Origin of the sequence: Rugosimonospora acidiphila, assembly GCF_039543385.1 — a bacterium.
GTDB classification, from domain to species: domain Bacteria; phylum Actinomycetota; class Actinomycetes; order Mycobacteriales; family Micromonosporaceae; genus Rugosimonospora; species Rugosimonospora acidiphila.
Genome location: NZ_BAABJQ010000023.1, coordinates 100,541 through 119,085, shown reverse-complemented (window position 1 = coordinate 119,085; position 18,545 = coordinate 100,541). Strand labels below are relative to the sequence as shown.

The following is an 18,545-nucleotide window of genomic DNA, read 5'->3' as shown; positions in this document are numbered from 1 at the left end:
TAACTATGTAATCGCGATAGATGGCGAAATTACGCCGCGAGGCACTCCTCGGGCAGCTCGAACCAGCGCAGCTCCTCGAAGTGCGCGGAGATCCGGTCACCGGGGCGCGGCGGTTGCGGCAACCGCTCGCCTTCGCGGCCCGAGAGGGTCGCGAACAGCTTCCGCGCGCCGTCCAGGTAGCCGGCCAGCGCGCCCTCCGGCGCCTGCTCGTGGCGGGCCGGGTAGCGCAGGACCCCCTCGGCGTCGTACTTCAGCTGGTCCAGCCGCAGCGGCGGCTCGACCAGGCCGGCGCGGTGCCGCCACAGCCCGGTGTCCGGCTCGAACCGGTAGTCCGGCAGCAGCAGCCAGCCGTACTCGGCGATCAGGTTCACCGCCTCGACGATGTACCTGGCCACCGTGTCGGAGATGAAGTACGTGAAGCTGACCCGTACCCAGCCCGGCTTGATCCCCTCGCAGCCGGCGATGATCTCCTGCTCGTACCGGTGCGAGCGCTCCAGGTCGATGCCGAGCAACCGGTGCCCGTACGGCCCGGCACACGAGCAGCCGCCCCGGGCCTGGATGCCGAACAGGTCCGACAGCAGCGACACCACGAAGTTGTGATGCAGGTACCGGCCGCCGGGCCGGCGGATCACGAAGGACACGATGGACAGCCGCTCGGCGTCGGGGTTGCCCAGGATCTCGATGTTGGGGCTGGTCCGCCAGGACTCGAACGCCAGCCGCAGGAAGCGCTCCTCGGCCGACTTGATCGTGGGTACCCCGACGGACTGCTTGAGCGCGAAGACCAGCCCGGCCCGGATCGACTCGATGATGGCCGGGGTGCCGCCCTCCTCCCGCCGCACCGGGTCAGCGATGTACCGGTGGTCGGTGGCGTTGACGTAGTCCACGGTGCCCCCGCCCGGCACCGTCGGCACCCGGTTTCGCAGCAGCTCGCGCCGGACCACCAACACGCCCGGGGTGCCGGGGCCGCCGACGAACTTGTGCGGGCTTAGGAAGATCGCGTCCTTGCCGGCCATGTCGATGTCCACGTACGGGCCCGCCGCCGCGAAGTCCCAGAACGACAGCGCGCCGTAACGGTGCAGCAGGGCGGTGATGGCGCCGGAATCGCTGAGGATTCCGGTGACGTTCGAGGCGGCCGAGAAGGAGCCGATCTTGAGCGGTCGGTCGGCGTACCGGCGCAACTGGTCCTCAAGGTCCGGGGCCGAGATGTGCCCGTCCGCGTCCTCGGGGATGACCACGACGTCGGCCAGTGACTCCCGCCAGGGCAGCTCGTTGGAGTGGTGCTCGAACGGCCCGATGAACACCACCGGCCGCTCGTCCGGCGGGATGGCGGCGGACAGCCCGTACCGGTCGTCGAGGTTGGCGGGGATGCGGATGCCGAGGATGCCGATCAGCTTGTCGATGGCGCCGGTCGAGCCCGAGCCGGCGAAGATGACCAGGGTGTCCTCGTCCCCGCCGACCGCGTCCCGGATGATCTGGCGGGCGTCCTCGCGCAGCCGGGTGGTCTGCAGCCCGGTGCCGGACGACTCGGTGTGCGTGTTGGCGTACCGGGGGAGCACCTCGTTCCGGATCACGTCCTCGATGAATGTCAACGACCGGCCGGACGCCGTGTAGTCGGCGTAGGTAACCCGGCGCGCCCCGTACGGACCCCACATGACCTGGTCGTCCCCGATGACGGAGTCCCGGATCCGGGCCAGTAGTGAACTTTCTTCTGGTGCCATGCCGGCCTTTCTACCCGCCGATTTCACGTTCGGCGAGGCCGGTCGCGAGTCGGTTGCGCAGCGCAGGTAAATGGACACTGACTGCTACTTTGATCACCGCTCGCGGTTGGGGCCGCCGGTCGGGTGAACCGGCGGCCCGCGCGCTTCCCGTTACCGGATCAGCTGCCGTAGACCTGGAATTCGTAGAGCGAGTACCCGTACGCGGTGGCCCGCGCGGTGCCGTACATCCGCACGTACCGGCCCGAGCCCGTCACGTTGAGGGTCTGGACCCCGCCCGTACCGCCGGTGGTCGAGTAGATCGACGTCCAGGTGCTGCCGTTGGTCGACGTCTGGATCTGGAACGCCCGGCCGTACGCGGGCTCCCAGTTCAGCACCACCCGGCTGATGCTGTGCGTGGCACCCAGGTCGACCTGAAGCCACTGCGGATCACTGAACGCGCTGGACCACCGGGTACCGGTGTTGCCGTCGGTCGCGTTGCCGGCCGGGAACGTCGCGTTCTCCGTGGACGAGGCGGTGGTCGGGTGCCCCTGGGACAGCAGGGAGCCACCGCCGCTCCCGCCGCCACCCGGGGTGCCGGCGACCGAGAACTCCCACAGCGAGTAGCCGTACGCGGTGGCCCGCTGGGTGCCGTACACCCGGATATATCGGCCGGTGCCGCTGACCGCGAGGTCGTCGGTGCCGCCGTCACCGGTCGTTGTCGAGTAGATGGTGGTCCACGTCGAGCCGTCCTGCGAGGTCTGAAGCTGGTACGCCCGGGCGTACGCGGCCTCCCAGTTCAGGGTCACGTGGCTGATGGCGTACGACTGGCCGAGGTCGACCTGAAGCCACTGCGGGTCGCCGAACGCGCTCGACCACCGGGTGCCCGTGTTGCCGTCGGTCGCGTTGGCGGCCGGCGTGCCCGCGTTCTCGGTCGACGACGCCGTGGTCGGCCTGCCCTGCGCGATGTTGTTGCCCGGCGGAGGCTGCGTGCCGCCGCCGCCCGGAGCCTTGTTGTACACGGCCACCCAGTCGATGTTCATCTGGCCGCCGGAGATGGTGGACGCGTTCGGACCGCCGCCGAACGCGCCCGGGAAGCCGCCGCCCATCGCCAGGTCGTAGATGATGAAGAACGGGTGGTCCACCGCGTTCGCCCAGGTGGTCGCGTCCACCCGGTTCGAGGAGATGGTGAAGTAGTTGACCCCGTCCAGGTACCACCGGATCTGCTCCGGCGACACCGACCGGTCGATCTGCACGGCGTAGGTGTGGTAGCCGGTCTGGCAGCCGGAGCAGGCGTGCTCGCCGCTGCCGATGCCGGTCGACTCGTTGCACACGCCGCCCGGGTTCGTGCCGCAGTGCAGCGTGCCAAAGACCGAGCTGCGTCCGTTGATGTCCTCCAGGATGTCGACCTCGCCCGAGGTCGGCCACGGCGTCCCGGTGCGCAGCGGCGAGCCGAGCATCCAGAAGGCCGGCCAGTACCCGGCGCCGTTGCCGGTATTCACGTTCGGCTGCTGGATCGACGACTCCATCATCACGACGCCGCCCGGGGGCGCGCCGAACGTGGCGGCCTGGGTCTCGATGCGCCCCGAGGTCCAGCCGGTGCCCGGGTTCGTGCCCGAGTGCAGCGCCTTGAGAACGAGGTGACCGGCACCGTCCTGGTACACGTTCGCGGTGCTGTTGGTCATCGTCTCGATCTCACCGGTACCGAAGCTGCTGCCCGGGCCGGTGTCGTACTTCCAGTTTCCGGCGTCCACCCCGGTGCCGGAGGCGCCGTTGAAGTCGTCGCTCCAGGTGAGGCTGAATCCGGACGGGGGAGCCGGCACCGCGGCGGCGGCCGGGGCGGCCGTGACGACCGTGGTGGCCACCGTGGCGGCGCCGGCGAAGGTCAGGGTGCCCGCCACCAGGACGATGGCGGAGGCCCCGGCCCTGATGCGCGATCCGGCCCGGGCGCGGGCGGGACCGCGTTCCGGGTCGTCGAGCGTTCGCCTGTCAGACATGGTTCTCCCTCATGAAGAGCCGATGAGTGCGATCGGGTGTGCACACCGGCCGCCAAAGCCGCTCGGGCCCGGGCGGCGCGGTGCCGGGTGAGACCGCGGTATCCGCACCGGCGTCGCGCGGGACGGCGGTGCCCGATCGTCGGTGCCGCGCAGGGGGACGGGCTCGCCGGACCGGCGGGCGGCGCGGCAGTGCCGGAGGGGACGGTCTCACGGCTTGTCCTGCCTGTCGTGTGGAGTTAGGACTGATGGCGCCGCGGTTCAGAGAGCGCTCTCTATTGGTATCGGTAGTTGTACGCTCGTCGCCAAATAGTGTCAAGTATATCGATGCCTCGGCGGCATTGGGCGTGGCCGGATCGCAGCGGTGGCCCAAACTGACGTGATCACGCCGGGCTGTGGAGATTGAGAGCGCTCTCTTTTATAAGCGTCCGATCGGCACCCTCGACGACCGTTGTCCCGCTCCGTTGGCGCCTGAGCCGGCAGCGGCGCACCATGACGATCTGTGAGCGGTGACAATCCAGCACTCCGGCCGGCCGATGTCGAACTCCGGCGGGCCGGTACGCCGGACGCCGGCGCCGTGGCCGAGGTGTGGCTGCGCTCGTACCGCGCGGCGCTGCCGACGGTACGGCGGGCGCACTCCGAGGACGAGGTGCGCGCTTGGGTGCGCGACGTTCTCGTACCGGAGCACGAGACCTGGGTGGCCGTCGCCTTCTCGGCTGTGGCCTCCTCGGCCGTGGCCTCCTCGGGCGCCGGGTCAGTCGTCGTCGGGATGATGGCGCTGGACGACGGCTGGGTGGATCAGCTGTACCTGGACCCGTCGTGGCGCGGCCGGGGCATCGGCGAGCGCCTCCTCGACCTGGCCAAGCGGCGGCACCCGGGCGGGCTGCGGCTGTGGACCTTCCAAGTCAACGCCGCCGCGTGCAGGTTCTACGAGCGGCACGGTTTCGTGGCGGTCGAGCGCACTGACGGCGCCGGCAACGAGGAGCGCGAACCCGACGTGCGCTACGAATGGCGGCCGGCCCGGTAGCGATCCGGGCACGGCCGCCGTGCCGCTCAGCTCTCCGAGTACTGGTAGTAGGCGCCGTAGATGTCGACGAGCAGGTCGACCGTCGCACCCCCGCCGTTGTAGAGGGCGATCGCACCGTCCGCACCGACCGGCGTGATGGTCATGTTCGCCGCCGTCTGGCCGCCCGTGAAGTCGACGCTGGAGGCGGTCGGGCGCGCCGCGCCATCCGGATACGCGGTGATGTACCCGGTGGAGCTGGGGTTGGTGGCGATGAGGTCGACCTCGACGGCGGACACCCCCGACGCCGGCGCGTCGACGAACGAGGTCACCGGCAGCACCAGCGTCTGGCCGGACTTCAGCTTCGCGATGTGCCCACCGGTGCCCAGTCCGGACCGGGTGTCCAGCGCCCGCTGGGGCTCTTCCGACGGCAGGAAGACCGCGCCGCTTCCGTGATCGCTGTAGTAGCCGAGCAGGTCGGCGACGAAGTCGGCGGTACCCGGCCCGGAGTTGTACAGCACCACCTTGCCGTCGGTGAGGGGCACCACCACCAGGGCGGTGCCGGTCTGACCGGCTGCCCAGTCGGCATCGGAGATCCCGGGTCGCGTGGTGCCATGCCCGTACGCGGTCACGAAGCCGGCCGACTTCGTGTCGGTGATGGTCAGGTTCATGACCACCGCCGTGGCGTCGGCCGGTACTCCGCTGACCCCCGCGACCTGCAGGGTGACCGAGCCTCCGGACGGCACCGCGCCGGGCGACCCGCCGAGGGTGGTACGGGTGTCCAGCAGCCGGACCGGTCCCTCGGGGTGGTAGCTGTCCGTGCCCGGTCCCTGCGTCTGGATGCCGATGGTGTCGATCAGGAGGTCTATCGGACCGCTGCTAGCGTTGATGAAGTCGATGTTGTTGCCGCGAGAGATGCGGACGACGACGTGATTCGCGACGGTCTGCCCGGCGGTGAAATCCACGTTCGACGTGGGGATCTGCGTGGCGTGCTCGACGGCGACGAGATATCCGTTGGCCTTCGGGTTGGTAACGGTGACGTTGAGCAGCACCGCCTCCAAGCCCGAGTTGGACGCCGTTCCCCCGAACAGGACGGAGGGAAGGCTGACCTTGCCGTTGGCCGGAATTCCGTCGCCGCCCAGCGCGCCCCGGCTGTCGTAGACGCGCTGGGGGCCACCGGGACGGGCCTTGAACCCGTCCCCGACGGTCAGCGACGCGTTGGCCTTCGAGGTCCGCCCGAGCAGGTCCGTCACGGTCACCTGTACGACATAGGTGCCGGTCTGGTCGTACAGGTGGCTCTTCGAGAAAGTGGCGCCGGCCGTCTCGTCCGTGCCGTCGTTGCCGGCGGTCAACGTGTCCTTCCCCTCGCCCCAGTCGACGTCCACTCCCGCCACTTCCCACGGGTCGGCGAGGGAGACGGTCACCTTGCCCTCACCCGGCACGAGATTGGCCTGGCCGGTCGCGGGGTCGGTGACGAAAACTGGTGTCGCGGTAAGGGTGACCGCCGGCGGCGCGGACGTGCCGACCGTGATCGTGCGCGTCAGGGTCTGCCGGGAGCCACTGGTGTCGGTCGCGGTGGTCGTCGCGACGTAGACGCCCCGCGTCTCGTACGTGTGCGTCACCGTGTCGCCCGGCGCGACCGGGGCGGCGCCGCCACCGTCGCCGAAGTCCACCGTTGTCGTGATCGGCTCCGACCACTGGCTCACCGCGGGCGCGCTTACCGTGAACCCGACGGTGAAGGGGGCGCCTGTGGACTGCAGTGCCGATGGTGTGGCGGTCTCGCTCAGGTGCAGCACGTCCTGCACCTCGCGCGCGCCGAGGTCCGGGGCCGACGCCCCGACGCCCGTGTCGGGCACCAGCGGGTCGTTCACCCGCGGGTTTCCGAGCTCATCCGTCGACAGCTCACCGGGTGCGTTCGCGTCGGCCGCGTCGACGAGGCTCACGCGACCATCGAGGTCATGCGCGCCCTGGCCGGTAGCTGAGCGGAAGGCGGCCGCGGTCGGGTAGCTCGTGCCGCCCCAGGAGTACTCGACCGCAGGCGCGGTGACCATGTAGTCGTTGTAGTCGCTGCGCACATTGGCCGCCGAGTCGGCGCTCACGGCCAGCCCGGCCGTGATGCCCGTGGGCGTACAGCCAGTTTCCGGGCCGATCTCGACGGTGTTGTTCTCCACCGTCGCGGACGAGGCGCCGCCGATCGCGATGCCGTTCGCGCACGAAAAGACGCTGTTGCTGGTGACCACGGCATTGGTCGTGCCGCCGATCGAGATCGCGTCCGATCCGGGGACGTTGATACCGACGGTGTTGGTGGTCACAGTGATCCGCGAGGCGCCCGGTGCGACCTGAACGTTACCCGTCAGCCAGGATCGGGACAGCGTCACATCGGACGAATCACCATCGATGGCGGCATCGGTGTCCTGGAGCCCGTCGGTAAGCAGCCCGTCGAGGGTCACGTCCGAGGAAGCCTTGACCTGGATGGTGCTTTGAACCTGGTCCTTCGGCTCCAGGAAGTCGAGCTGATTGACCGCGACGTCGTGCACCCCGGAGAGGGTGAGGGTGCTTTTCAGCGTGGGCTTGGTCGACCCGTACTTGGTGAACGTGATCGGGGCTGTGGGAGTGCCCGAGTGCGTGATCGTTACCGGTGCCGGGTAATCGGAGAAGATCGCTCCCTTGACCGCGACGGTCTGGCCGGCCTGCACCCGGTCGGCGGCGACCTGGATGGAGCACAGCGGTACTGCCTGGGTAGCCGGGCCGGAGTTGTCGCACTGCGGGGAATCGAACACGTACAGGGTGGTCGGCGCGTCCGCGCTCGCCGATGGGTTAGCGGTGGCCGGTGGTGGCGGGCTCACGAGTATGCCGGCGACCAACAGGACCGGGGCGAGCGGCAGCAGACGGCGAGACGGACGCACGTAGTCTCCTCGGATCACGACGATGGCGGACCCTCAGGCGATCCGGGCCGCAGCGGAGTTGATCATAACGATCGACCACCGGGCGGCGGATGAGCCCCGCGTACCATCGCGCGCCTCAACTCAACGGCCGGTGTCGAAGCCGACTCGGTCCGTGACGTATCGGTGCAGGATGGCGGCATGGAACGTGTGCTTGGAGTTGGTGGCTATTTCATGCGGGCCGCAGACCCGGTGGTGCTGGGTGCGTGGTACCGCGATTGCCTGGGCCTCGACGCCGATGAAAACGGACTGTGGCAACAGGAAGCCGGGGTGACCGTGTTCGCGACGTTCGAGTCCGAGACCGAGTACTTCGGCTCCCGCGCCCAGCAGACCATGCTCAACTTCCGTGTCCGCGACCTGGATGCGATGCTCGCGCAACTACGCGCCAAGGGAGCGGACGTGGCCGACGAGACTCAGGACATGGAGGGTGTCGGTCGATTCGGCTGGGTCACCGATCCTGAGGGCAATCGGGTGGAGCTGTGGCAGCCCAGCTGAGTATGGTCGGGCTCGTGCGGCGTCAGTGCGTGGCGGACGTCGTGCGGGCGATTCCGACGGGCAGGTCATGCCGTTCGGGCCGTGGTCGCAGTACCCGTACGGGTTCTCAACCCTGGCACCGGTGCGGTACTTCGGCGCCCGCTCGATGCGGTGGAGCCAGCGCTCGTGGCCGTCCAGCTCGTGCAGCCTCACAGCTGGGATCTGAGGACGTCGACCTCGCAGCCTGGCGAGAACGGGTCGAAGCCGTGCTCGACCAGCCACCGGATGACCACCAGGCTTCGCCAGGACCACCACGCGCGGATCACGTCGAGGTCGACTTCGATGCCGTAGCCGGCGACGACGTGGCCGAGCTGCTCCCCGTGTCCTAGCGTCATGATGGCGAGGTCGTACAGGGCATCGCCTTGGGCCGCCTCGGACCAGTCGATCACGCCCGTGATCTGGTCACCATCGACGAACACGTGGTCGACCTGCAGGTCGCCGTGCGTGAACACTGGCGTCCACGGCCGGAGTGCGGCCTCGGCAAGCCGGCGGTTGCGGGTGATCAGGTCGGTGGGAAGGACGCCGTTTGTGACGAGCCACTCGCATTCGCCGTCAAGGCGCAGTGCCATCTCGTCAAGGCTCCTCCCGGGCCACGGCGGAAGCGGCGCGTCGTGCAGCCTCCTTATGGCGGCGCCCGCCGCGGCCCACGCCGTCGATGACGCGGTCGACGGCTCGCCGAGGCGGCCGAGTGCCGTCCCCGGGAGGGCGGCGAGCGCGAGGACGGGCGGCTTGCGCCACAGGACGTCCGGAGTCGGGATCGGCGACATCGCCATCGCCTCAACCTCGACGTCGGTGCGCCTCTGATCAGCGTCGATCTTCAGAAACACATCGCCGACGCGCAAGGTTGCGCGCTCGTTGTGGGCGACGACGACCGCGACCTCATCCACGTCCGCGATTATCGTCGGCATGACCACCGACGCCACCGAATTTGTCGCGTGCGACCGCGCGACTGACCTCGTCCCGGGGACCCCCGGCCGAGCTAGATCCGGGCAACGTCGACGGGGCGGGTCATCCCGTTCGGACCGTGGTTGCAATAGCCGTTCGGGTTCTTCGCGTCCGAAAGGTACTGCTGGTGGCAGTGTTCGCCGTCGGGCAAACAGGAGTGATCGGTTAGATCAGCGGGACCGGTAGGCGTCGGCGCGGTGTTCGACCGCGGTGACGGTGACAACGAGGTCTTCATCATCGACCTCGTAGAGAACCCGGTACGTGCCGCGTCTGGCCGACCAGGTGCCCTCGAACGGCGGCAGAAACAGGGGCTTTCCGACGCGATGAGGGTCCTCGAGCAGGGTGGTGGTGATGAACTCGTAGACCGCGGTGGCGACTTTCTCGGGTAGTCGGCCAGCCAGGGCCCGCGCCGCCGGTCCAGCGACCCGAAGCCGATAACGGGGCAGGGGACCGGATTCCGTCACTTCGCGCGCCGTGATCGCTTCGCGATGAGCGTGGCGAGTTCATCGGCGTCGAGAACGTCGCCGGCGCTGATGGCCTCACGGGACTCGGCGAGCTGCCGCATGGCCTCCGGACTGGCGAGCACCTCCAGGGACTCCTCAAGCGCGGCCAGGTCGTCGGCCGACATGAGTACGGCGACGGGATGGCCATGGCGGGTGATCTCCACTCGCTCGTGCGTCCTTGCCACCTCGTCGATCAGCTCGGACAGCCGGTTGCGGGCGTCGGTGAAGGGGAGAACAGTCATGCTTGAAGTATAGCCAATAAGTGGCGCGAAGTCTGGGCAGTCTCACTTGCCGGCAGTCGATCATGTTGCACTGACCCACGGCGACAAACGAGGCCATCGGAAACCCGATGGCCTCGCCCGCTGAGAAGATCCGAACCGGTTAGTGCGCGGAACCCACGCGTGCCACGCCGACCGGGCAGGTCATGCCGTTCGGTCCGTGGTTGCAGTACCCGTACGGGTTCTTCGCGTCCGACAGGTACTGCTGGTGGTAGTCCTCGGCGTAGTAGTACGAGCCCAGCTCCCGGATCTCGGTGGTGATCTCGCCGTGTCCGGCGGCCGTCACCACCGGGGCGAACGCGTCCCGCGATGCCTGCGCCTCGGCCAGTTGCTCCTCGGTCGTCGTGTAGATCGTCGACCGGTACTGCGTACCCACGTCGTTGCCCTGGCGCATGCCCTGCGTCGGGTCGTGGTTCTCCCAGAACACCTTCAGCAGGTCGGCGTAGGCCACCTTGGTCGGGTCGTAGACCACCTCGACCACCTCGGCGTGCCCCGTCAGGCCCGAGCACACCTCTTCGTACGTCGGGTTCGGCGTGATCCCGCCCGCGTAACCGACCGAGGTCGAGATGACTCCCGGTACCTGCCAGAAAAGCCGCTCGGCACCCCAGAAACAGCCCATCCCGAAGACGGCCACCTGGGCTCCGGCCGGCCATGGCCCGCGCAGCGGCGTGTCCAGCACCGTGTGGCGCGCCGGCAGCGGCGTCTCGAAGTCCCGGCCCGGCAGGGCCTGGTCGGTGGTCGGCAGGTTCAGCTTCTTGTAACGCGCAAACACTTTGGCGCTCCTTTCGGCCTCCACGTTCAAGCGTGCCGGGGCCTCCGGTATTCCGCCCTTACAAGGCGGTGAACGCCGCCTTGATCCGCTCTGCGGTCTCGGTGGCCACAAGATCCGATTCGTACTTCGTGCGCGGCCAGAAGAAGCCGCGTAGGCCGTCCTTGCGGCGGCGCGGCACCACGTGGGTGTGCAGGTGCGGGACGCTCTGGCTGACCTTGTTGTTCATGGCGACGAAGGTCCCGTCGCCGGCCATCCCCTGCTCCACGGCGACCGCCACCCGCTGGACCAGTCCAAAATATCCCGATATGAACTCTTGGGGTAGGTCGGTCAGCGTCTCGATGTGGGGGCGCGGGATGACCAGGGTGTGCCCGGGGAAGACCGGCCGGAGATCCAGGAAGGCCAGCCCCGCCTCCTCGGACGCGACCATGAACGCCGGGACCGAGCCGGCGACGATGCCACAGAACACACAGTCAGCCACGGCCCGACCTTACGGGTTCCGCGCACCGCCGAGCGCTCGGCCGGCGACGCCGGGGCTGTTCTCCCCGCAGCGCTGATCTTTTTCGAAGGCGCTGCCGCCCTGGCCGGCCTTCTTTCCAAAAGTCCTGGTCGCGGACCGTGGAGTCTTGTCCTCGGCTCCTGCGGCGACCACTAATCTCGCAAGAATGACCTACGGCTTCGACACCCTGGCCATTCACGCCGGCCAGGAGCCCGATCCGCGCACCGGCGCGGTCGTACCGCCGATCTTCCAGACCTCGACCTACGCACAGGACGCCGTCGGGGCTCCCCGCCTCGGATACGAATACTCCCGCACCACCAACCCCACCCGCGACGCGCTGCAGGACTGCCTCGCCGCCCTTGAGGGCGGCAGGGTCGGGCTCGCCTTCGCCAGCGGGATGGCCGCCGAGGACACCCTGCTGCGCACCGTCTGCCGGCCGGGCGATCACGTCGTGATCCCGAACGACGCCTATGGCGGCACCTTCCGCCTCTTCTCCAAGGTCGCCGAGCGGTGGGGGCTTTCCTTCACTCCGGCCCATTTGTCCAATGTGGATGACGCCCGCGCCGCCTTCCAGGACAACACCAGGATCGTCTGGGTCGAGACGCCGACCAACCCGCTGCTCGGTATCGCCGACATCGCCGCGCTCAGCCAGGCCGCGCACGACAACAACGCGCTGCTGGTGGTCGACAACACGTTCGCCAGCCCGTACCTGCAGCAGCCGTTGGCCCTGGGCGCCGACGTCGTCGTGCACTCGACCACCAAGTACGTGGGCGGGCACTCCGATGTGGTCGGTGGCGCGCTGATCCTCAACGACGACGACCTGGCCTCCTCGCTGCGGTACCACCAGAACGCGATGGGCGCCGTCGGCGGACCGTTCGACGCCTGGCTGACCCTGCGCGGCCTGCGGACCCTGGCGGTGCGGATGGAGCGGCACTGCGACAACGCCGAGCGGGTCGCCGAGTACCTGAGCAGGCACCCGAGGGTGACCTCGGTGCTGTACCCCGGCCTGCCCGAGCACCCCGGCCACGAGACGGCGACCAAGCAGATGCGCCGGTTCGGCGGTATGGTCAGCTTCCGGGTCGCCGACGAGCGAGCGGCCATCGCCGTGTGCAACCGCGCACGGTTGTTCACTCTCGGCGAGTCGCTGGGTGGAGTTGAGTCGCTTATCGAGCATCCTGGTCGGATGACCCACGCCAGCGCGGCCGGGTCCGCGCTGGAGGTGCCGGGTGACCTGGTCCGCTTGTCTGTTGGTATCGAGACGGTGGATGATCTGCTCGCGGACCTGGAGCAAGCGCTCGCCTGAGACTCGCCAAAACCGGTCCGGCCCACTCGCCGGGTCGCGCTAACGCCGCCGGAGGTTGCCATGTGGAACGAATCGGGCAGCTGGGTGGGTGCCACGGCCAAGGAGATCTCCCGGGCGGTGCGGCGGGGTGATACCTCCGCGACTCAGGTACTCGCCGACCATCTCGACTACATCCGCGCCCAGCAACCGGTGGTCAACGCGTTCCGGGTGCTGCGCCCCGAGGCGGTGGCCGAGGCCGAGGCGGTCGACGAGCAGGAGGACCTGGGCGAGCTGCCGCTGGCCGGAGTCCCGATCGCGGTCAAGGAGAACACCGCCGTGGCCGGGTTGCCCACGTGGGGCGGCTCGGCCACGGTGCGGGGAGCGGTCGCCGAGACCGATCACGAGGTGGTCCGGCGGCTGCGTGGTGCGGGCGCCGTCGTGGTCGCCACCAGCCGCATGCCGGAGCTGGGGCTCTGGCCGATGACCGACGACGAGACGGCGGTGACCCGCAACCCGTGGCGCACCGACCGGACGCCCGGCGGCTCCTCCGGCGGCGCCGCGGCGGCGGTGGCCGCGGGGCTGGTACCCATCGCGCACGGCAACGACGGCCTGGGTTCGGTGCGGATCCCCGCCGCGTGCTGCGGGCTGGTGGGCATCAAGCCCGGGCGCGGCGTGGTACCAGCGCAGATGTCGGCCGGCGACTGGTTCGGCCTGGCGGAGCACGGCATCCTCGCCACCACGGTGGCCGACGCGACGGTCGGGCTGGCGGTGCTGGCCGGATGGCAGCCGCCCCGGCTCACCGAGCCGACCCACCTGCGCGTCGCGGTCAGCGCACGCAGCCCGGTCCTGGGTGCGGGGGCCGATCAGCCGGCCCGTGCCGCGCTCGCCTCGGCGGCCCGGCTGTTGACCGGTGCCGGGCACGAGACCGTGGAGGCCAGCCCGCCGTACTCGACCCGGCTGGGGCTGCGCGGATTGGCGACCTGGTTCGCGGCGGCCCACCGGGACGTGACCGAGGCCGGCCTGGACGTGGCGGCGCTACAGCCGCGTACCCGCCGGCACGTGGCGATCGGCGGCTGGGTGCAGCGGCGCGGCCTGGTTCGGGACCGCGACCGCGAGGATTGGCGCGCGCAGTGTGAGCAGTGGTTCGCCGGCGGTTACGACGCCCTGCTCACCCCGGCGCTGGCCGGCTCGCCGCCGCCCGCCGAGGACTGGCGCGAGCGGCCGTGGCGCAGCAACCTGCTGACCTCGGTGCGGTACGCGCCGTTCGCGGCGCCGTGGAACCTCGCGGGTCTGCCGGCCGTGGTGGTGCCGATGGGGGTACGCCCGGACGGGCTGCCGGTCGCGGTTCAGCTGGTCGGACCGCCCGGCAGTGAGCTGACTCTGCTGGGCCTGGCCGGCCAGCTGGAGCAGGCGTCGCCCTGGCTGCGGCACGCGCCCGGGTGGCCGCGGCGCGAGTCCGCCACCCCGGCTACCGACCGAACGGCCGGGTGACCATCAGGATCGTGATCACCACTATCAGCAGCAGGACGAGCCCGCCGGAGCCGGCGATCCGGCCCGCGACGGCGTCCAGGCGCTGCTTGGTGGCCAGCTCGGCGGGCGGCAGCGGCGAGGCCTCTTCCTCGCTCTTGTTCGGCTCGCCGGTGCCCGGGGCGGACAGCCGCTCCGGCACGCTCTGTTCGATCATCGAGGCGGCCCGGCGGATGGCCGGCACCGTGTAGCCGGTGGCCAGGCCCATGGTGATGACGTACAGCGTCAGCGAAATGATCACCCACGGGGTCCGGAACGTGTAACGGTCCGAACTGGACAACGCGCCGACGCCGAGCAGCGCCACCAGCAGCGAGCCGAGCCCGAAGCGCGCCAGGATCCGGCCGGCCCAACGGGTGTTGTCGGCATCGTGCCGCCGGATCGCCCGGTAGCCGAGGAAGGCCGCCAGCGTGAACGGCCCGATGAGCAGGACCGCCGCCAGCACGTGCAGCGTCACGATGAGTTTGTACACGCCGTCGATCCTAGGCCCCTGTCCCGTTGTTCGCGCTCATCACGAGCCCTGAGCCGCATGTCACGCCAGATCGATGAGGGTCCGGCCGGAGGCGGGTGCGAGGATCTGGCCATGACGCTGGACCTGGTGACCATCGAAGACGTGGAGCGGGCGCGGAAGCTGTTGGCCGGCGTGGTCCGCCGGACGCCGCTGGAGCCGTGCCGTCAGCTGACCGCCAAGCTGTCCGGGCCGGCGTGGCTCAAGTACGAGAACGTGCAGCGTGCCGGCTCGTACAAGGTGCGCGGCGCGTACACCCGGATCGCCCGGCTCAGCCCGGGGGAGCGGGCCGCCGGCGTGGTGGCGGCCAGCGCCGGCAACCATGCGCAGGGGGTCGCCCTGGCCGCCGGGCTGCTGGGTACCAGCGCGACTGTGTTCATGCCGGTCGGTGCCCCGCTGCCGAAGGTGTCGGCCACCAAGGGGTACGGCGCCGAGGTGCGCCTGGTCGGTACGACGGTGGACGAGTCGCTGCTGGCGGCGCAGGAGTACGCCCGGGCCGCCGGTGCGGTGTTCATCCACCCGTTCGACCACCCGGACGTGATCGCGGGGCAGGGCACCGTCGCGCTGGAGATCCTCGAGCAGTGCCCGGACGTGAAGACGATCGTGACCGGGGTCGGCGGCGGCGGGCTGATCTCGGGCATCGCGGTGGCCGCCAAGGCGCTGCGGCCGGACATCCGGGTGATCGGTGTCCAGGCGGCCGGGGCGGCGGCCTACCCGCCCTCGCTGAGCGCCGGGCACCCGGTCCGGCTGCCCCGGTTCGCGACGATCGCCGACGGCATCGCGGTCGGTACGCCGGGCGAACTCACCTTCGCCCACGTCAGCAAGCTGGTCGACGAAATCGTCACGGTCTCCGACGAGGACATTTCTCGCGCCCTGCTGATGTTGATGGAGCGCTGCAAGACGGTGGTGGAGCCGGCCGGCGGGGTGGGGGTCGCGGCCCTGATGGCAGGGGTGATCAAGGTGGAGACCCCGGTCGTGGCGGTATTGTCCGGCGGCAACATGGACCCGCTACTGATCCTCCGCGTGCTGGAGCACGGGCTGGTGGCGGCCGGCCGGCACCTGCGGTTCACGGTCCGGTGCGTGGACCGCCCCGGCCAGCTGGCACTCCTGCTCGGTCAGATCGCCGAGCAGGGTGCCAACGTCGTCAGTGTGGAGCACCAGCGCCGTGATCCCCGGCTGCGCCTGGGCGAGGTCGAGGTCGATCTGTCGGTGGAGACCCGGGGGTCGGAGCAGTCCGACCACCTGGTCAACGCGCTGCGCTCGGCGGGCTACACGGTGACTTTCGGCGGGTGACCCGCCGGCCGGGGTCAGCCGCCGAACGGCTCGAACTTGACCACGGTCACCGCTATGTCCGCGCCGCTCGGGGCGGTGTAGCTGACCGAGTCGCCGGGGTGGGCGCCGACGATCGCCTTGCCGAGCGCGGACTCCGGGCTGTACACGGTGAGGTCGGTGGTCGACGCGATCTCCCGGGAGCCGAGCAGGAACGTCTCGGTGTCGTCCTTGTCCTCGTCGAAGTAGATCGTCACCACCATGCCGGCCGCCACCGCGTCCGCACGAGGAGCCTCACCGACCTGGGCGTTGCGGAGGAACTCCTGGAGGTACCGGATGCGGCCCTCCTGCTTGCCCTGTTCCTCGCGGGCGGCGTGGTAGCCGCCGTTCTCCCTGAGGTCTCCCTCTTCCCGGCGGGCGTTGATCTCGGCGGCGATCACCGGCCGGTTCGCGATCAGCTGGTCGAGCTCGGCCTGGAGCCGGTCGTACGCGTCCTGAGACAGCCAGGTGGCCGCGCGATCGGTGGTGGACACGCGTTCTCCTCGGGATGGACAATCGGAATCTTCTACGGTACCAGCGCCCTGGTTAGGTCGGGGCTACCGAACGCGGCCCCTTGGGGCATTTACCCGGCACTACAGCCTAGAACGCTCACGGAAAAGGCCCGGGCGCTCGTCTTCAGCGAGTAGTCGACCTGGACGTCTCCGCCCGCCGGCACGGAGATCTGGGCGTACCCAACCTCGTTGGATTGCTGGTCCGTGGCCTGCACCCGGCACACGGCCGGGTCGGTGTCGGCCTTGCTCACCTGGAGCCGCAGGTTGACCTGCTGAGCACTGATTACGCTGAAACTATCTACAACCGGCTCATAATTATTCGAATCACTATATTGCCCGTAAAGCTTCAGAGCGATCCACATAAAAGCAGCCAACACCGGCACCAGCAGCACATACATGAGCCAGCGACGGCCCCGTCGCGGCTCGCGACGATGGCCGTATCGGCCGGGCGGGAATACTGGCGCCGTTGTGGTGGTCACGATGATGCGGGCCTCGAAAAGTTGTCGGATGGTTGGGCAACAATTGTCGAGTCCATCATGGCAGGCGTCGCCGCCTGCCACGCACAGTGGCAGGCACGTGGGTAAAAGCCGGCCACGCACAGTGGCTAGGCACGTGGGTGAAGCCGGCCACGCACAGTGGCAGGCACGTGAGTGGATCTGCTCGGCCACAGCGAGTGGCGGGCACGTGAGGGTAGGAGCTCTGAAGTGGCCGAGCGGTTGCGGCTGATGGCGGTTCACGCGCATCCCGACGACGAGTCGAGCAAGGGCGCGGCGACCATGGCGCGATACGTCGCCGAGGGCGTCGATGTGCTGGTGGCGACGTGTACCGGGGGCGAGCGCGGCAGCGTGCTGAATCCCAAGATGGACCGCCCCGAGGTCTGGCGGGACATCGCCGAGATCCGCCGGCGCGAGATGGACCGGGCGCGCGAGATCCTCGGCGTGCGGCAGGCGTGGCTGGGATTCGTCGACTCCGGCCTGCCCGAGGGCGACCCGCTGCCGCCGCTTCCGGAGGGGTGCTTCGGGCTTCAGGACGTCGATGAGGCGGCCGAGCCCCTGGTCGCGCTGATCCGGGAGTTCCGGCCGCACGTGATCATCACGTACGACGAGAGCGGCGGGTACCCGCACCCGGACCACATCATGACCCACAAGATCTCAATGGTCGCGTTCGACGCGGCCGGCGACCCCGAGCGCTACCCGCTGGCTGGCGAGCCCTGGCAGCCGCTGAAGCTCTACTACCACCGGTGGTCGCACGCGAAGATGATGGCCCAGCACGAGGCGCTGCTCGCCGCCGGCATGGAGTCGCCGTTCACGGAGTCCATGGAGAGGTTCTCGAAGCGCCCCAACAACGACCACTTGATCACCAGTCGGGTGGTCTGCGGCGACTATTTCGAGACCCGTGACGACGCCCTGCGGGCGCACGCAACCCAGGTCGACCCGGACGGGTTCTGGTTCCGGGTCCCGATGGACGTCCAGCGGGAGGTGTGGCCCACCGAGGACTACCAGCTGGTTCGCTCCCTGGTCGACAGCCCACTGCCCGAGGACGACCTGTTCGGCGGCGTGCGAGAGACTGTCGGAGCGGGCGTAGGCTCGTCCACGCAGTAGGAGCCGGTGAGCGGCGTGCCAGGCATGCCGGCTTGCGAAAGGAGGCCGGCATGCTCATGTTTCTCGCCCAGGGTCCCGCGACCCCGCCACCGGCGCAGAACAACTTCGGCGACACCCTCGGAGATGGCGTCGCCGGCCCGACGGCACTGTTGATCATCGTGCTCCTCGGTATCGGGACGGCCCTGCTCATCCGGAACATGAACCGGCACCTCAAGCGGCTTCCCGACCGGTTCCCGGTCGCGGCGAGCGGTGCCGCGGCGGGCGGCGGGATCCAGACGGCCGGCGCGGCCGGGGTTCCCGGGGCGGGGAAGGGCGGCACCCCGGCCGGGAGCGGGTCGGCGGGCGCCATGGAGTCCTCCGGTTCGGCCCCGGCGGCGGCCACCGGCCTCGCCGAGCGAGGCCCCGGCCCGCGGGCCGGGGTGGAACCGGCGACCGCACCAGCGGAGGCCACCGCACCGGCCCCGAGGTCCGCCGAGTCTCAGGCGCCGGCCTCGCGACCGGCCGGATCCCAGGCGCCAGCCTCGCGGCCGGCCGAGTCGCAGGAGCCAGCAGAAGCGGCGCCGGAGGCGTCGGCGGCGGGTGAGGCGGCGTCCGGCGAATCTCGCCCGGAATAGCGATTTTTGTCGCTGTCGGCTCTGCCGGTGGCCCC

At 69.8% G+C, this 18,545-nt stretch carries 18 protein-coding genes and 1 pseudogene; 7 read left to right on the top strand and 12 right to left on the bottom strand.

What is annotated here, in order from left to right; all coding sequences use genetic code 11:
- Positions 1-29: 29 nt before the first annotated feature.
- Entirely contained in the window at positions 30-1,718 is a 1,689-nt protein-coding gene (locus tag ABEA87_RS30700; RefSeq protein WP_345635539.1) for an aminotransferase class V-fold PLP-dependent enzyme, read from the bottom strand.
- Positions 1,719-1,876: 158 nt separating this feature from the next.
- Positions 1,877-3,691, bottom strand: a complete 1,815-nt coding sequence (locus tag ABEA87_RS30695; protein ID WP_345635537.1) for a galactose-binding domain-containing protein — start codon at positions 3,689-3,691, stop codon at positions 1,877-1,879.
- A 499-nt stretch (positions 3,692-4,190) separates the two neighbouring features.
- On the opposite strand from ABEA87_RS30695, the gene ABEA87_RS30690 reads away from it, so the two are divergent.
- Entirely contained in the window at positions 4,191-4,715 is a 525-nt protein-coding gene (locus ABEA87_RS30690) for a GNAT family N-acetyltransferase (protein ID WP_345635535.1), read from the top strand.
- Positions 4,716-4,741: 26 nt separating this feature from the next.
- On the opposite strand, the gene ABEA87_RS30685 is transcribed toward ABEA87_RS30690, so the two are convergent.
- Positions 4,742-7,597 (bottom strand): PKD domain-containing protein, encoded by a 2,856-nt coding sequence (locus ABEA87_RS30685; RefSeq protein ID WP_345635533.1) that lies wholly within the window; start codon positions 7,595-7,597, stop codon positions 4,742-4,744.
- Positions 7,598-7,774: 177 nt separating this feature from the next.
- Here ABEA87_RS30685 and ABEA87_RS30680 point away from each other — a divergent pair, with 177 nt between their 5' ends.
- Positions 7,775-8,128, top strand: a complete 354-nt coding sequence (locus ABEA87_RS30680; protein ID WP_345635532.1) for a VOC family protein — start codon at positions 7,775-7,777, stop codon at positions 8,126-8,128.
- Between the two features lie 188 nt (positions 8,129-8,316).
- On the opposite strand, the gene ABEA87_RS30675 is transcribed toward ABEA87_RS30680, so the two are convergent.
- The 6 genes and pseudogenes from ABEA87_RS30675 to ABEA87_RS30650 form a co-directional block, all read right to left on the bottom strand.
- The gene (locus ABEA87_RS30675; protein WP_345635530.1) at positions 8,317-9,054 is read right to left on the bottom strand and encodes a phosphotransferase family protein; all 738 of its coding nucleotides are present in this window, start codon (positions 9,052-9,054) and stop codon (positions 8,317-8,319) included.
- A gap of 92 nt (positions 9,055-9,146) precedes the next feature.
- Positions 9,147-9,251: pseudogene (locus tag ABEA87_RS30670) on the bottom strand (peptide-methionine (S)-S-oxide reductase MsrA); the annotation flags it as partial.
- A 31-nt stretch (positions 9,252-9,282) separates the two neighbouring features.
- Complete coding sequence (locus tag ABEA87_RS30665; protein WP_345635529.1) at positions 9,283-9,576, bottom strand: type II toxin-antitoxin system RelE family toxin; 294 nt, start codon at positions 9,574-9,576, stop codon at positions 9,283-9,285.
- Complete coding sequence (locus tag ABEA87_RS30660) at positions 9,573-9,857, bottom strand: type II toxin-antitoxin system Phd/YefM family antitoxin (RefSeq protein ID WP_345635527.1); 285 nt, start codon at positions 9,855-9,857, stop codon at positions 9,573-9,575. Before ABEA87_RS30660 ends, ABEA87_RS30665 begins: the two co-directional genes overlap by 4 nt.
- A 139-nt stretch (positions 9,858-9,996) precedes the next feature.
- Positions 9,997-10,665 carry a peptide-methionine (S)-S-oxide reductase MsrA gene (msrA, locus tag ABEA87_RS30655; protein ID WP_345635525.1) on the bottom strand — a complete coding sequence of 223 codons (669 nt, stop codon included), beginning with the start codon at positions 10,663-10,665 and terminating at the stop codon, positions 9,997-9,999.
- Positions 10,666-10,723: 58 nt separating this feature from the next.
- On the bottom strand, positions 10,724-11,143 hold the full coding sequence (locus ABEA87_RS30650) for an HIT family protein (RefSeq protein ID WP_345635524.1): 420 nt from the start codon (positions 11,141-11,143) through the stop codon (positions 10,724-10,726).
- Between the two features lie 184 nt (positions 11,144-11,327).
- On the opposite strand from ABEA87_RS30650, the gene ABEA87_RS30645 reads away from it, so the two are divergent.
- On the top strand, positions 11,328-12,464 hold the full coding sequence (locus ABEA87_RS30645) for a cystathionine gamma-synthase (protein WP_345635522.1): 1,137 nt from the start codon (positions 11,328-11,330) through the stop codon (positions 12,462-12,464).
- Between the two features lie 60 nt (positions 12,465-12,524).
- Positions 12,525-13,934 (top strand): amidase, encoded by a 1,410-nt coding sequence (locus ABEA87_RS30640; protein ID WP_345635520.1) that lies wholly within the window; start codon positions 12,525-12,527, stop codon positions 13,932-13,934.
- Here the strand turns inward: ABEA87_RS30640 and ABEA87_RS30635 are convergent.
- A complete protein-coding gene (locus tag ABEA87_RS30635; RefSeq protein WP_345635518.1) occupies positions 13,912-14,439 on the bottom strand; it encodes a hypothetical protein in 528 nt (175 codons plus the stop codon). The genes ABEA87_RS30640 and ABEA87_RS30635 overlap by 23 nt on opposite strands.
- 111 nt (positions 14,440-14,550) lie before the next feature.
- On the opposite strand from ABEA87_RS30635, the gene ilvA reads away from it, so the two are divergent.
- Positions 14,551-15,768, top strand: a complete 1,218-nt coding sequence (gene ilvA, locus ABEA87_RS30630) for a threonine ammonia-lyase (RefSeq protein WP_345635516.1) — start codon at positions 14,551-14,553, stop codon at positions 15,766-15,768.
- A 14-nt stretch (positions 15,769-15,782) separates the two neighbouring features.
- Here ilvA and greA read toward each other — a convergent pair whose 3' ends face one another.
- The gene (gene greA / locus ABEA87_RS30625; protein WP_345635514.1) at positions 15,783-16,277 is read right to left on the bottom strand and encodes a transcription elongation factor GreA; all 495 of its coding nucleotides are present in this window, start codon (positions 16,275-16,277) and stop codon (positions 15,783-15,785) included.
- 89 nt (positions 16,278-16,366) lie between these two features.
- The gene (locus tag ABEA87_RS30620; RefSeq protein WP_345635512.1) at positions 16,367-16,693 is read right to left on the bottom strand and encodes a DUF4307 domain-containing protein; all 327 of its coding nucleotides are present in this window, start codon (positions 16,691-16,693) and stop codon (positions 16,367-16,369) included.
- A gap of 306 nt (positions 16,694-16,999) precedes the next feature.
- On the opposite strand from ABEA87_RS30620, the gene mca reads away from it, so the two are divergent.
- Together mca and ABEA87_RS30610 are read left to right on the top strand one after the other, a co-directional pair.
- Entirely contained in the window at positions 17,000-17,896 is an 897-nt protein-coding gene (gene mca / locus ABEA87_RS30615; RefSeq protein WP_345635511.1) for a mycothiol conjugate amidase Mca, read from the top strand.
- Positions 17,897-17,946: 50 nt separating this feature from the next.
- Positions 17,947-18,510 (top strand): hypothetical protein, encoded by a 564-nt coding sequence (locus ABEA87_RS30610; protein WP_345635509.1) that lies wholly within the window; start codon positions 17,947-17,949, stop codon positions 18,508-18,510.
- The last annotated feature ends 35 nt before the right edge of the window (positions 18,511-18,545 follow it).

Coding starts and splice junctions, on each gene's coding strand:
- ABEA87_RS30645 (WP_345635522.1), top strand. CDS start 11,328: ATGACCTACGGCTTCGACACCCTGGCCATTCACGCCGGCCAGGAGCCC.
- ABEA87_RS30700 (WP_345635539.1), bottom strand. CDS start 1,718: ATGGCACCAGAAGAAAGTTCACTACTGGCCCGGATCCGGGACTCCGTC.
- ABEA87_RS30640 (WP_345635520.1), top strand. CDS start 12,525: ATGTGGAACGAATCGGGCAGCTGGGTGGGTGCCACGGCCAAGGAGATC.
- ABEA87_RS30695 (WP_345635537.1), bottom strand. CDS start 3,691: ATGTCTGACAGGCGAACGCTCGACGACCCGGAACGCGGTCCCGCCCGC.
- ABEA87_RS30680 (WP_345635532.1), top strand. CDS start 7,775: ATGGAACGTGTGCTTGGAGTTGGTGGCTATTTCATGCGGGCCGCAGAC.
- ilvA (WP_345635516.1), top strand. CDS start 14,551: ATGACGCTGGACCTGGTGACCATCGAAGACGTGGAGCGGGCGCGGAAG.
- ABEA87_RS30610 (WP_345635509.1), top strand. CDS start 17,947: ATGCTCATGTTTCTCGCCCAGGGTCCCGCGACCCCGCCACCGGCGCAG.
- ABEA87_RS30660 (WP_345635527.1), bottom strand. CDS start 9,857: ATGACTGTTCTCCCCTTCACCGACGCCCGCAACCGGCTGTCCGAGCTG.
- ABEA87_RS30620 (WP_345635512.1), bottom strand. CDS start 16,693: ATGTATGTGCTGCTGGTGCCGGTGTTGGCTGCTTTTATGTGGATCGCT.